Raw genomic sequence first — 12,811 nt, 5'->3', positions numbered from 1 at the left:
GGTCGCCGGCGGCGGGTTCTGGGCCCCTGTATTGCTTTACACAGTGTTATCGAAATCGCCGATGCGTTTGCATCCTGCTCATGGCGGGGTGCGCGCGCGGGCCCCCACGCTGGAGGCGTAGCCCCTGCCAGCAGGTCCTGGTCAGCGTTGACGGAGGAGCGGCCGTGAAGATCGGCGTCCCGCAAGAGATAAAGAACCACGAGTACCGGGTGGCCATCACCCCGGCGGGCGTGCACGAGCTCAGCCGGCACGGCCACGAGGTGTTCGTCGAGCGCGGCGCCGGGCTCGGCTCGGCGATCCCCGACGAGGACTTCACCGCCGCCGGCGCCAAGATCCTGGACGGCCCCGACGAGGTGTGGGCCGAGGGCGACCTGATCCTCAAGGTCAAGGAGCCGATCGCGGCGGAGTACCACCGGATGCGCTCGGGCCAGACGCTGTTCACCTACCTGCACCTCGCCGCGTCCCGCGAGTGCACCGACGCCCTGCTGGCGTCCGGGGTGACGGCGGTCGCCTACGAGACCGTCCAGCTGCCCGACCGCTCGCTGCCGCTGCTGGCGCCGATGTCGGAGGTCGCCGGACGGCTCGCCCCGCAGGTCGGCGCCTACAACCTGATGGCCTTCAACGGCGGGCGCGGCGTGCTGCCCGGCGGGGTGCCCGGGGTGGCGCCCGCGAAGGTCGTGGTGATCGGCGGCGGCGTGTCCGGGCTGAACGCGGCGCAGATCGCGGTCGGCATGGGCGCCGACGTGACGATCCTCGACGTCAACGTCGACCGGCTCCGCCACATCGACGCGATCTACCAGGGCCGGCTGCGGACGCTGGTGTCCAACTCGCTGACGATCGAGCAGCAGGTGCGCGCCGCCGACCTCGTCATCGGCGCCGTGCTGATCCCCGGCGCCAAGGCACCGACGCTGGTGTCCAACGACCTCGTCGCCGGGATGAAGTCGGGCTCGGTGCTCGTCGACATCGCGATCGACCAGGGCGGCTGCTTCGAGGACTCCCGTCCCACCACGCACGCCGACCCCACCTACCGCGTGCACGACTCGATCTTCTACTGCGTCGCGAACATGCCCGGCTCGGTGCCGAACACCTCCACCTACGCCCTCACGAACGTGACGCTGCCCTACGCGGTCGCGATCGCCGACAAGGGCTGGCGGCAGGCCCTGCGCGACAACACCGCGCTCGCCCTCGGCCTCAACACCCACGCGGGCGAACTCGTCTACGACCACGTCGCCGAGGCCCACGGGCTCCCCCACACCACCCTGGCCTCCGTCCTCGCCTGATCGAACCCGCCCCCGTGGGCCCTACAGTGGGGCCCATGGGGGAACTGATCGTCCTGCGGCACGGCGAGACCGAGTGGAGCCGCGCCGGACGCCACACCGGCCGCACCGACCTTCCGCTGACCGAGCACGGCGAGCGGCAGGCGCGGGCGCTCGCCGCGCCGCTGGAGGCGCGCCGGATCGTCCGCACCGTGTGCAGCCCGGCCGAGCGCGCCCGCCGCACCGCCGAGCTGGCCGGGCTCGCGGTGGACGACGTGGACCCCGACCTGTGGGAGTGGGACTACGGCGGCTACGAGGGCATCACGTCGGCGGAGATCCGCGAGCACCGCCCCGACTGGTACCTGTGGGACGACGGGGTGGTCCCGGGCGACGCCGAGCACCCCGGGGAGAGCGTCGAGAGCGTCGGCGCCCGCGTGGACGCGGTGCTGGCGCGCGTGCGGCCGCTTCTGGACGACGGCGACGTCGCGCTGGTCGCGCACGGGCATGTGCTGCGCGTCCTCACCGCCCGCCACCTCGGCCTGGAACCCGCGCTCGGACGCCTGTTCGCGCTGGGCAACGGCACCGTCTCGACGCTCGGCGCCGAGCACGGGCGGCCGGTGGTCACGTCCTGGAACACCCCGGCGGGCTGACCGCGCGGTGCCCGCCGCCACGAGCGCGGGCGCGGAGCACACGTCACCTAGCGCATAGGATACCCCTAGGGGGATCATCCCCGAGGGGTACCCCCGGAGCCGCCCCGAGATCGATTGCGAGGACGGACATGGCGACCAGCGAGACCCCCACCCGCGGGTACACCGCGACCAAGGACCAGTTGCAGACCCGGCTCCGCCGGATCGAGGGCCAGGTGCGCGGCATCGACCGCATGGTCGAGGACGACCGCTACTGCATCGACGTGCTCACCCAGATCAGCGCCGTCCAGGCCGCGCTGGACAAGGTGGCCCTCGGCCTGCTGGACGGGCACGTGCGGCACTGCGTCGCCGAAGGCGCCGAGGAGGGCAAGGGCGAGGCGATGTCGACCGAGCTGATGGCCGCCGTCGGCCGCCTCATGCGCCGAGGGTGAATTCATCGAAGCCCCGGCCCAGGGCACTCGCCTGGCGCCTCGGGGCGTGACCGCGCCTTGGGCGGGCGCGGCATCGCTTCGCGATCTTCCCAATGGGGGCTCGCCGCCGGCGTCGCCCCCATCGCTCAGCCGCGCGCCCGCGTGACGGCCGAGGTCTCTCTGGGGCTTCGCTAGTCCTCGCGGTCCTGGGACGACGGCGCGATCGGGCAGACCACCTGGAAGCCCGGGGCCCCGGCGACGTCCTCGGGGGCGGGGGACTTGGTCTCGGGGTCCGGGTCGTCCAGGGCGGCGACCTCCATCATGTGGATCATCGTGCGCCAGCCCTCCAGGAAGTGGCGGCGTTCGACCGGGCCGAGCGCCTCCAGCGTCATCCGGAGCGGGCGCAGGCGCCGCCAGGCGAAGCGCTCGACGCGCTCGCGGTGGTTCTCGTGCAGGGTGACGATCATGCGGCGGCGGTCGCGGGGGTCCGGGCTGCGCTCGACGAAGCCGCCGCGCTGGAGTTCGCCGACGAGCTGGCTGACGGTGGCGGGGCTGAGCGCCATGTGCCGGGCGAGCACGCCGACGGACACCGGGCCGTTCAGCACGAGCGCGAACAGCACGGGCACGTGCCGGGGCCCGAGACCGGCCTCCTCGCAGAGCTTGAGCAGTTCCCGGGCCTCGGCGTGGCGGCCCGAGGACTTCATCGTCCGCACCATCCGGCCCATGAGCTGGATCACCGTCTCCAGGTCGGCGTCGACCGAATTTTCGGCGCTACCTGAATCGTCGGTCATGTCTTGAAGTTCAACATATTTCGTGGTGCACTGCCAACACGTTGAAGTTCAAGACGTTTACCTAGTCACGCGAACGACCAAGGGGACCCGACCATGACCGAGAGCCCTCCCGCCAAGCTCGCGCCGCCCGGCACGGGCGCGGCCGACCCCCCGTCGGACAGGCTGGACCGGCAGGTGATCGTGCTCGGCCTCGTCATCGTGGCGGGCACGATTATGGCGATCCTGGACACCACGATCGTCAACGTGGCGCTCCAGACGCTGGGCCACGACTTCGACGCGGGCCTGTCCACCATCCAGTGGGTGATCACCGGCTACATGCTCGCGCTCGGCACCGTCATCCCGCTCACCGGCTGGGCCATCGACCGCTTCGGCGGGCGGCGCGTGTGGATGTCCTCGATCGTGTTGTTCGTCCTCGGGTCGGCCCTGTCGGGCGCGGCCTGGAACATCGAGTCGCTCATCGCCTTCCGGGTGGTGCAGGGGCTCGGCGGCGGCATGCTGATGCCGACCGGCATGGCGATCTTGACGATGGCCGCCGGGCCGCGCCGGATCGGCCGGATCATGAGCATCGTCGGCGTGCCGATGCTGCTCGGGCCGGTACTCGGGCCGGTGCTCGGCGGCTGGCTCGTCCAGGACGTCGACTGGCGCTGGATCTTCTTCGTGAACCTTCCGGTCGGCGCGGCCGCGCTGGCGCTGGCGTGGTGGAAGGTGCCGCACGAGCACGGTGAGCGGGAAGGCCGCGCCTCCACGGCGCTCGACCTGCGCGGGCTGTTCCTGCTGCCGCCCGGTTTCGTCCTGCTGATCTACGGGCTGTCGACCGCGAGCAGCAACGGGGGCTTCGGCGACGCGGCCACGATCGGCTGGCTGGTCGCCGGGTTGGTGCTGCTGGCGCTGTTCGTGCCGCACAGCCTGCAACGCAAGGAGAAGTCCCTGATCGACGTCCGGCTCTTCGCCGACCGGACGTTCGCGACCGCCTCGCTCGCGATCTTCCTCGTCGGCATCGCGCTGCTCGGGTCGATGCTGCTGATCCCGCTCTACTACCAGAGCGCGCGCGGCGAGGGCGCGCTCGCCGCCGGGCTGCTGCTCGTCCCGCAGGGCCTCGGCGCCGCGACCGCGATGCCGCTCGCGGGCGTGATCACCGACAAGTTCGGCGCCGGACGGATCGTCCCGGTCGGCATCGTGCTGCTGTGCGTCGGGACCGTCCCGTTCGCGCTGGTGGACGCGGACACCTCCTACTGGCTGCTCGGCTCCGCGCTGTTCGTGCGCGGCCTCGGGCTCGGCTCCACGATGATGCCGACGATGTCGGCCGCGCTGGTCACGCTGAACCGGGCGGCGATGTCGCGCGCGTCCAGCTCGCTCCAGATCCTCGTCCAGCTCGGCGGCTCGGTCGGGACGGCGCTGCTGGCGGTCATCCTGTCCCGCCAGATCAACGACCGGATCCCGCGGTCGGGCGGCGGCGGTGGCGCGGGCGGCATGGGCGAGATCCCCGACCGCGTGCGCGAGCAGATCGCGCCGAAGCTGGCGGACGCGTTCGGCAGCACGTTCTGGATCTCGCTCGCGCTGACGGCCGTGATGATCGTCCCGGCGCTGCTCCTCCCCCGCCAGGGCGTCCGCGCCAAAAACGCACCGCCGCCGGTGGGCTGAGGCCGCCCCCGGCGACCTCAGCCGTCGCGCGGGCGCGTGGCCGAGCGGTGGGGCCGACGCCGCGGGCGCGGCCCCACCGCGAAGATCGCGAAGCGAGGGCCGCGCCCGCCGAGGCACGGTCAGGGCACGGGCCGCCAGGCGAGTGGCGTGGGCCGGACTCAGGTGGACACGGCGTCCTCGTCGGCGTCGGCCTCCTCGTCGGCCTCCTCGTCGGCGTCCGGCTCGGTCTGCTCGGCGACCCAGGCGAGGTAGTCCATGCTGCCCGCGACGACGGGCGTCGCGATGATCTCCGGGGTGTCGTAGGAGTGCCCGTCGGTGATCAGCGAGGCCAGCTCGTCGAAGCGGTCGGCGGTGGTCTTGAAGACCACCATCCACTCCTCGGCCGACTCGATCTCGCCCTCCCACCAGTAGGTGCTGGCGACCGGGCCGACGAGCTGGGCGCACGCCGCGAGCCGCTCGGCGACGGCGGACTTGGCCAGCTCGGCCGCCTCGGGACGGGAGTCGGTCGTGGTCGTCACCTGGACGTAAGACTGCGCCATGGCCCCACTCCTTCCCGTTCGCCGCCCGGACACGCCTTGACCGGCCACGACCTAGCGCGCCGGGGTGAGGACCATCGCGCTGCCGCCACCGCGCCTGACCGGCTCGGCGACCGCCTGGACCAGGCCCGGCCGCAGGAACTCCAGCGCGGTCGCGGCGCCGATCACCTCGCGCGGCGGGCCGGGGAAGGGCTCGATCCGGTGCCCCCGCGCGGCGAGCGCCCGGCCGTAGGCGGAGATGAACGCCGGCTCGGCGAACACCTGCGGGGTGTTGCGCTGCGTCGCGCGCGGCGCGGCGAGGGCCTGCGGCAGGTCCATGCCGAGGTCGATCCGGTTGACCAGGATCTGCAGGACGGTCGTGATGATCGTCGATCCGCCGGGGGTGCCGACCGCGAGTTTCGGCCGCCCGTCCTTCAGGACGATCGTCGGGGCCATGCTGCTGCGCGGGCGCTTGTGCGGGCCGGGCAGGTTCGGGTCGGGCGGGGAGCCGGGCGCGGGCGGCTGCATGCTGAAGTCGGTCAGCTCGTTGTTGAGCAGGAACCCGCGGCCGGGGACGGTGATGCCGCTGCCGCCGAACTGTTCGAGGGTGACGTTGTAGGCGACGACGTTCCCCCACTTGTCGGCGACGACCAGGTGGGTGGTCTGCGGGCCCTCGTAGGCGAGCGCGCGGGTCTGGGTGCCGGGCGGGACGCACGGGTCGTAGCGCCCGTCGGGACTGCCGGGCGCGACGGGCGCGACCGCGGCCCGGTCGGGCCGGATGAGGCACGCGCGCTCGCGGGCGAACCCGGAGGAGAGCAGTTCGTCGAGCGGCACGTCCACCTGGGAGGGGTCGCCGACGTAGCGGCCCCGGTCGGCGTAGGCGAGCTTGGACGCCTCCAGGTAGTAGTGCAGCGCGGTGGCGGGGTCCTTGGCGTCCAGCCGGAAGTTGCCGAGGATGTTGAGCGCCTCGCCCACGGTGGACCCGCCGGACGAGGAGGGCGGCTCCCCGTAGACGTCCAGCCCCCGGTAGGCGACGTGGGTGGGCTCCCGGCGCTGCGCGCGGTAGGCCCGCAGGTCGCCCCGCCTCATCAGGCCGGGACGCACCTTGCGCCCGGCGGCGGGATCGACCGGCGGCCTGGCGGCCGTCCGCGCGACCTCGTCGCCGAGCCCGCCCCCGTACATCCAGCGCGGGCCACGCCTGCCCAGCTCGCGGTAGGTGCGCGCGAGGTCGGGGTTGCGGAACACCGAGCCGACCTCGGGGAGCCTCCCGCCGGGCAGGAACAGCTCGCGGGTCGGGACGATGTCGCGGAACCGCGCCTCGTTGGCGGCGGTCTGGTCGCGGAACTCCTGGTCGACGACGAAGCCGTGCTCGGCCGTGCGGATCGCGGGCTTGAGGAGCGTGCGCAGGTCGCGGGTGCCGAAGCGGCGGAGCGCGAGGTCCCACTGGGCGAGGGTGCCGGGGACGCCGACGCTGAGCCCGCTGGTCACGGCCTCGTCGAACGGGATCGCCTTGCCGGTGGCGGGGTCGAGGAAGGAGTCGGCCCGCATCGTCCTCGGCGCGGTCTCGCGGCCGTCGAAGGCGTGGACGCGGCGGGTCCTCGCGTCGTAGTAGGTGAGGTATCCGCCGCCGCCGATCGCGGCGACGTACGGCTCGGTGACGCCGAGGGTCGCGGACGCGGCGACCGCGGCGTCCATCGCGTTGCCGCCGCGGCGGAGCACCTCCAGGGCGGCGGCGCTGGCGTCCGGGTCGACGGTGGAGACGGCGCCGCCGTAGCCGGTGGCGACGGGCTGCTTGGCGGGCTGCTCGGCGGGCGGGGTGTGCGGGGCCGGGGACGAGGCGGGCGCCGCGCCGGCGGTGGCGGGGACCACCAGGGACGCGGCCACGGCGAGCGCCGCCACGGCGGCCGAGCGGCGGAGGGCATTCGAGGACGACGGGCTGCGGGACACCGAACCTCCTGGGGAACGCGGCGCCCCTACCGTGCCACCGATCCCGGTGGCGCGCCAGCGCCCGCACCGTCCGGCCCCGGACGCGCTTCCCCCGCTCTCCAGGACCCGCCGATGCGGCCTTGGAGAGCCGGCGAGTGGGGACGCGCAGGCGACACCCGCATTCGCGAAAGGGCGGTGAAAAGATCGACTACTCGCGACGAATCCGATTCGGTCTTCGCCCAGCGTGAGCGGCCGATTCCCCTTCGACACCGCACCCCGCCCGACCGGCGCCGGACGACATCAAGACGACATCAATCCGCCAGAAATCATTGCGATTATGCTCATACCTGGTGAATTCTTAGGGACCTTCGACCTGCCGACTTCTCGCGAACAGCGGCGCGGGTTCAGGCCAGGGGGGACACCTATGACCTGGGACATCCGCATGCGCAACAACATGTTCCGGCGCCTGCCGGTCGAGCAGGCCACCGGCCGGCTCTATGGCGGCCGGCACCGCCTCCGCGTGGTCTACCGGACGCGCGACCTCATCGTGCTCGGCCTCGGGGTAATGATCGGTTCCGGCATATTCAAGATCGCCGGAGAGCAGGCCACCGCGACCGCGGGGCCCGGGGTGCTCATCTCCTTCCTGATCGCCGGCGGCGTGTGCCTGCTGACCGCGCTCGCCTACGCCGAACTGTCGTCGATCATCCCGGTCGCGGGGAGCGCCTACTCCTTCAGCTACGTCGCGTTCGGGGAGGTGTGGGCCTGGGTCGTCGGCTGGTCGCTGGTGATGGAGCTGCTGCTGGCCTCCTCGGTGCTCGCGCGGGTCTGGTCGCTGTACGCGACGCAGGCGCTGCACGACTTCGGGGTGTCGGTCCCCTCGTGGCTCGGCGACCTGATCGGGCAGCAGAAGGGGCCCGACCTGTTCGCGTTCGGCATCCTGCTCCTGCTCATCATCATGCTCGCGACCGGCAGCCGGATGAGCCTGCGGACGCTCTGGTTCATGGTCATGGCGAAGGTCATCGTCATCGGGCTGGTCATCGCGACCGGGCTGAAGTTCTTCCACCCGGGCAACCTCACCCCGCTCACCCCGCCCTCCAAGCCCGCCCCGAACGGCGACCAGACGGTGCTGGACGCGGTGCTCGGCGCGTTCGGCAGCGGCACGCCGCACGTGTTCGGCGTCTGGGGCGTGTTCGCCGCCGCGCCCGCCATCGCCTTCGCCTACATCGGCTTCGACCTGATCGCGACCGCCTCGGAGGAGACCGACGACGCGCCCCGCAAGGTGCCGCGCGGCATCCTCATCACGCTGGTCACCGCCGTCGTGCTGTACGTGGCGGTCGCGCTCGCGCTCGTCGGCATGGTCGGCATGGACGGGTTCGCGAAGCTGAACTCCGACAAGCTGCTGCTCGCCGCCGCGTTCGACTCGGTCGGCGCGGGCGCGATGGGCAAGATCGTCGATGTCGGCGCGATGCTCGGGCTGACCACCGTGATGCTGGTGCTGCTGATCAGCCTGACGCGGGTGGTGTTCTCGATGTCGCGGGACGGGCTGCTGCCGCGCCCGCTCGCCGGGATGAGCCGCTACAAGGTGCCCTCCCGCGCGACGCTGCTGTCGGGCGGCGCCGCGCTGGTGACCTCGCAGACCATCGACGTGCTCACGCTGGAGCAGCTCGTCGTGCTCGGGACGCTGTTCGCGTTCCTGTTCGTCGCCGCCGCCGTGCTGGCGCTGCGCCGCGACCGGCCCGACCTGCACCGCCCGTTCAGGGTCCCGGCGGCGCCGGTCACCGCCGTGGTGACGATCGTCGCGGTCGGCTGGCTGATGCTGAACATCAAGGTCCAGACGTGGGGTTACTTCACGATCTGGATGGTCGCGGGCCTGCTGCTGTACCTCGCCTACGGGCGCCGCAAGAGCCAGATGAAGCTGCTGCTGGAGGAGCCGGCGCCCGAGCGCCCGGTCGCCGCGCCGATGGCCGCCGCCCCGCCGCCCGGCGCCGCCGTCTTCCCCGGCACGCGCGCCTCCGCGCCGCACGCCGCGCCCACCCCGCAGGGGACGGCCCCGCAGGGCGTCCAGCGGACCGGCGGGTACCTCAACCTCGGCCAGTCCACCGGGCAGCACCCGACGGGCGTGTACTCCTCCGGCGAGCACGGCCCGGGGCAGTACGGGTCCGGGACGTTCGGCTCGGGGGAGTACGGCTCGGGAGACTACGGCTCGGGCGGGTACGGCTCGGGCGAGTTCGGGTCCGGCGAGTTCGGGTCGGGCGAGTTCGGGTCGGGCGGGCACGCGTCCGGACGGCAGGGCTCGGGCGCCTACGGGCAGGGCCGGCGCGGGCCGGGGCCGTCCGCGTCCAGCCCGTCCGACTCCTACGGAGCCATCCCGTACGGGTCCAGCGGGTACGAGTCGGTGCCGCGTCCGACCGACCCGGGGCAGAGCCGGCCGGAGACGCCCTACTCCTCGGGGAACTTCCCGACCGGCCAGTATCCGGCCGGGGGGCAGCCGGGCGGCCGGCCCCCGAACGCCCCCTACACCTCCGACCGGCAGCGGCACGGCGGCTGGCACGACGACGAGCAGGAGGAACCGCCGAGCACCGGCGGACGCCACCGCCGCTGAGCGGATCCTCCCCCAGGCCATCGCACGACCCGAGAGCGCCGTCTCCCCTCCCCGGGAGGCGGCGCTCCCGCTTTGGGACTGGACACCCGGCCGTTCTGCGGGCTATGTTCTTCTCATAGCGAGATGAACTCAATATGAGACTTACTCAGAACGAGTCTGACAGCGGGGAGCGGGCGCATGACCTCGGATCCGGGACGCGACGAGAGCGAGTTCCTGGCGAACTACGATCCGCGCGACTACGACCCGGTCTCGGTGACCGTGGACGTGGTGGCCCTGACGATCCGCGACGGCGCCCTGCACGTGCTGCTGGTGCGGCGCGGCGCCGCGCCGTTCGCGGGGATGTGGGCGCTGCCCGGCGGGTTCGTCCAGGCGGGCGGTCCGCTCCAGGGCACCGAGGCGGAGGACCTGTCCGAGGCGGCGGTCCGCGAGCTGGCCGAGGAGACCGGGCTCAGCGCCAAGGGCGGGGAGCTCGGACGCGTCCACCTGGAGCAGCTCGGCACCTACGGCGCGCCGGGCCGCGACCCGCGCATGCGCGTCATCTCCGTCGCCTACCTGGCGTTCGCGCCGGAGCTGCCCGACCCCGAGGCGGGCGGCGACGCGGCCGACGCGGCCTGGGTCGCGGTCGGCGCGCTCGGCCTGACCGAGGCGGGCGACCAGCGTCCCGGCACCACCCGGCGGCTGGCGTTCGACCACGCGCGGATCCTGTCGGACGGGCTGGAGCGCGCCCGCGCCAAGCTGGAGTACGCGCCGCTCGCGACCGCCTTCTGCGCCCCCGAGTTCACGATCCCCGAGCTGCGCGCCGTGTACGAGGCGGTGTGGGGCGAGGAGCTGCACGCCGGCAACTTCCACCGGAAGGTCCTGTCGGTGCCCGGGTTCGTGGAGAGCACGGGGGCGACGTCCGACAAGGGCGGGCGGCGCGGCGGCCCCCGGCCCCGGCTGTACCGGGCGGGCGACGCGCGGCTGCTGCACCCGGCGCTGCTGCGCCCGAGCCGCGAGGAGGAGATCCGATGACACCGCGCGCCGGCGAGCTGGACGAGGCGCTCGCCCTGCTCGACCGGGCCCGCGTCCCGGCGGACCTGTTCGGCGACGACGCCGCCGAGGCCGCGCGCCGCTACCGGCGGCTGGCGCGGCTCCTCCACCCGGACGCGACGCGGGGGCGGACGCGCGCGGCCTTCATCCGGCTGACCGCGCTGTGGCGCGCCCACACCGGCGCCGACGCGTCCGTGATCACCACCCGGCGGCACTCCTACCGCGTCACCGGGGACCCGGTCCGCGGCGACCTCGCGCAGCTCTACGCGGCGGAGCCGGACGGCGCGCGGGTGCTGCTGAAGATGCCGCGCGACCCGCGCGACGGCGACCTCCTCGAACGCGAGGCGGTGGCGCTGCGGCAGCTCCCCAAGGACGGCGACGGGCGGTTCCTGCCGTACGTGCCGCGCCTGGTCGAGTCGTTCCGCCACCGGGACGAGGCGTCCGGCGCGCAGCGCCAGGTCAACGCGCTCGCCGCGCTGGAGGGCTTCCACACCCTGGCCGAGGTGCGGCGGGCGTTCCCCGGCGGCCTCGACCCGCGCGACGCGGCCTGGATGTGGCGGCGGCTGCTGGTCGGCCTCGGGTTCGCCCATCGCGCGGGCGTCCTGCACGGCGCGGTGCTGCCCGACCACGTCATGATCCACCCGGCGGAGCACGGGCTGGTGCTCGTCGACTGGTGCTACTCGGTGCCCGGCTGCTACGCGGGCACCGACCCCTCGGGGCGCGTCCCCGCGATGGTCGACCGGTACGCCGACTGGTATCCGCCGGAGGTCCCGGCACGCGGGACCGCGTCCCCGGCCACCGACATCTTCATGGCCACCCGCTGCGTGACCGAGCTGATGGGCGACCGCGCGCCGAAGGCCATGCGGGCGTTCGCGCGGGGCTGCCTGCTGCCCGCGCAGCGGCGCCGCCCGTCCGACGCCTGGCGGCTGCTGGAGGAGCTGGACGAGCTGCTCGAACGGCTCTACGGTCCCCGCCGCTTCCGCCCCTTCCACCTGCCCGAACAGAACTGAGGGAGACGACCATGGGAAGCGGTAACTGGTCCACCGACGTCTACGCCGCGCGCCGCAGCTACCGGGCGGCCACCGGCGCGAGCGCGTTCGCCTACAGCGACGGCGGCGCGACCACCGTCCACCCCGACCTCGACCCGCGCGGCGTGACCGTCCGGGAGAGCCGGGACTCCGAGGACCACCCCGAGTCGCTGGCGATCGCGGTGCTGTTCGATGTGACGGGCTCGATGGGCGGCGTGCCGCGCACGCTCCAGACCAAGCTGCCCGACCTGCTCGGGCTGCTGCTGCGCAAGGGGTACGTCGAGCACCCGCACATCCTGTTCGGCGCGGTCGGCGACGCGACCTGCGACCGGGCGCCGCTCCAGATCGGCCAGTTCGAGGCCGACAACCGCATGGACGACGACCTCGGCAAGATCCTGCTGGAGGGCGGGGGCGGCGGCCAGATGCGCGAGTCCTACGAGCTGGCGATGTACTTCATGGCCCGGCACACCGCGATCGACTGCTTCGAGAAGCGGGGCAGGCGCGGCTACCTCTTCATGATCGGCGACGAGCTGGGCTACCCGAAGGTGCGGCGGAGCGAGATCGCGAAGATCATCGGGGACGAGGCCCGGCAGGACGTCCCGATCGCCGACATGGTCCGCGAGCTCCAGCGCATGTACGAGGTGTACTTCATCATCCCCGAGGGCGGCTACCACTCCGGCAAGCGCGAGCTGAAGGACTTCTGGCAGGGGCTCCTCGGCCAGCACGTCCTGTACCTGGACGACCCGGGCGCGGTCTGCGAGACGATCGCGCTGACCATCGGGCTCGGCGAGGACGCGATCGACCTCGGCGAGGGCCTGGAGCACCTGGAGGAGGCGGGATCGGACGCGGGGGCGTCGGTCTCGCGCGCGCTGGCCCGGCTGGACGCCTCGCGCGCGCCGGTCGCGGTGTCGGCCACCCCGCCGGGGCTGGACGCGTCCGGCCCGGCCGCGACGACGCGGCTCTAGG

The 12,811-nt window shown here is 73.3% G+C and carries 11 protein-coding genes; 8 read left to right on the top strand and 3 right to left on the bottom strand.

The features are described from left to right. The first annotated feature begins 164 nt into the window (after positions 1-164). The 3 genes from ald (at position 165) to KLI87_RS15705 (ending at position 2,334) form a co-directional block, all read left to right on the top strand. Entirely contained in the window at positions 165-1,280 is a 1,116-nt protein-coding gene (ald, locus tag KLI87_RS15715) for an alanine dehydrogenase (RefSeq protein ID WP_214617677.1), read from the top strand. 35 nt (positions 1,281-1,315) lie between these two features. Continuing rightward, complete coding sequence (locus tag KLI87_RS15710; protein WP_156219372.1) at positions 1,316-1,906, top strand: histidine phosphatase family protein; 591 nt, start codon at positions 1,316-1,318, stop codon at positions 1,904-1,906. Positions 1,907-2,034: 128 nt separating this feature from the next. Continuing rightward, positions 2,035-2,334: a metal-sensitive transcriptional regulator gene (locus KLI87_RS15705; protein WP_156219371.1), complete on the top strand. Its 300-nt coding sequence runs from the start codon at positions 2,035-2,037 to the stop codon at positions 2,332-2,334. A 170-nt stretch (positions 2,335-2,504) separates the two neighbouring features. Here the strand turns inward: KLI87_RS15705 and KLI87_RS15700 are convergent, their stop codons facing one another. Then, positions 2,505-3,104, bottom strand: coding sequence for a MarR family winged helix-turn-helix transcriptional regulator (locus KLI87_RS15700; protein ID WP_156219370.1), 600 nt, complete (start codon positions 3,102-3,104; stop codon positions 2,505-2,507). A 93-nt stretch (positions 3,105-3,197) separates the two neighbouring features. Here KLI87_RS15700 and KLI87_RS15695 point away from each other — a divergent pair, with 93 nt between their 5' ends. Next, positions 3,198-4,745 (top strand): DHA2 family efflux MFS transporter permease subunit, encoded by a 1,548-nt coding sequence (locus tag KLI87_RS15695; RefSeq protein WP_214617676.1) that lies wholly within the window; start codon positions 3,198-3,200, stop codon positions 4,743-4,745. A 158-nt stretch (positions 4,746-4,903) separates the two neighbouring features. Here KLI87_RS15695 and cutA read toward each other — a convergent pair whose 3' ends face one another. Beyond that, positions 4,904-5,284: a divalent-cation tolerance protein CutA gene (gene cutA / locus KLI87_RS15690; protein WP_214617675.1), complete on the bottom strand. Its 381-nt coding sequence runs from the start codon at positions 5,282-5,284 to the stop codon at positions 4,904-4,906. Between the two features lie 51 nt (positions 5,285-5,335). Beyond that, positions 5,336-7,207, bottom strand: coding sequence for a gamma-glutamyltransferase (ggt, locus tag KLI87_RS15685; protein WP_308166022.1), 1,872 nt, complete (start codon positions 7,205-7,207; stop codon positions 5,336-5,338). A 403-nt stretch (positions 7,208-7,610) separates the two neighbouring features. On the opposite strand from ggt, the gene KLI87_RS15680 reads away from it, so the two are divergent. The 4 genes from KLI87_RS15680 to KLI87_RS15665 all read left to right on the top strand — a co-directional run bounded on the left by KLI87_RS15680 (position 7,611) and on the right by KLI87_RS15665 (position 12,810). Then, positions 7,611-9,788 (top strand): APC family permease, encoded by a 2,178-nt coding sequence (locus tag KLI87_RS15680; protein WP_250903908.1) that lies wholly within the window; start codon positions 7,611-7,613, stop codon positions 9,786-9,788. 177 nt (positions 9,789-9,965) lie between these two features. Next, positions 9,966-10,799, top strand: coding sequence for an NUDIX domain-containing protein (locus KLI87_RS15675; RefSeq protein WP_156219366.1), 834 nt, complete (start codon positions 9,966-9,968; stop codon positions 10,797-10,799). Continuing rightward, on the top strand, positions 10,796-11,827 hold the full coding sequence (locus KLI87_RS15670) for a molecular chaperone DnaJ (protein WP_156219365.1): 1,032 nt from the start codon (positions 10,796-10,798) through the stop codon (positions 11,825-11,827). The genes KLI87_RS15675 and KLI87_RS15670 overlap by 4 nt, the downstream gene beginning before the upstream one ends. Positions 11,828-11,838: 11 nt before the next feature. After that, the gene (locus tag KLI87_RS15665; protein WP_214617674.1) at positions 11,839-12,810 is read left to right on the top strand and encodes a hypothetical protein; all 972 of its coding nucleotides are present in this window, start codon (positions 11,839-11,841) and stop codon (positions 12,808-12,810) included. Position 12,811 lies beyond the last annotated feature (1 nt).

Origin of the sequence: Actinomadura sp. NEAU-AAG7 (genome assembly GCF_018603865.1) — a bacterium.
Lineage (GTDB): Bacteria > Actinomycetota > Actinomycetes > Streptosporangiales > Streptosporangiaceae > Spirillospora > Spirillospora litoris.
This window is presented reverse-complemented; position numbering and strand designations above follow the sequence as displayed.

Coding starts and splice junctions, on each gene's coding strand:
- KLI87_RS15705 (WP_156219371.1), top strand. CDS start 2,035: ATGGCGACCAGCGAGACCCCCACCCGCGGGTACACCGCGACCAAGGAC.
- cutA (WP_214617675.1), bottom strand. CDS start 5,284: ATGGCGCAGTCTTACGTCCAGGTGACGACCACGACCGACTCCCGTCCC.
- KLI87_RS15710 (WP_156219372.1), top strand. CDS start 1,316: ATGGGGGAACTGATCGTCCTGCGGCACGGCGAGACCGAGTGGAGCCGC.
- KLI87_RS15675 (WP_156219366.1), top strand. CDS start 9,966: ATGACCTCGGATCCGGGACGCGACGAGAGCGAGTTCCTGGCGAACTAC.
- KLI87_RS15695 (WP_214617676.1), top strand. CDS start 3,198: ATGACCGAGAGCCCTCCCGCCAAGCTCGCGCCGCCCGGCACGGGCGCG.
- KLI87_RS15665 (WP_214617674.1), top strand. CDS start 11,839: ATGGGAAGCGGTAACTGGTCCACCGACGTCTACGCCGCGCGCCGCAGC.
- KLI87_RS15670 (WP_156219365.1), top strand. CDS start 10,796: ATGACACCGCGCGCCGGCGAGCTGGACGAGGCGCTCGCCCTGCTCGAC.
- KLI87_RS15680 (WP_250903908.1), top strand. CDS start 7,611: ATGACCTGGGACATCCGCATGCGCAACAACATGTTCCGGCGCCTGCCG.
- KLI87_RS15700 (WP_156219370.1), bottom strand. CDS start 3,104: ATGACCGACGATTCAGGTAGCGCCGAAAATTCGGTCGACGCCGACCTG.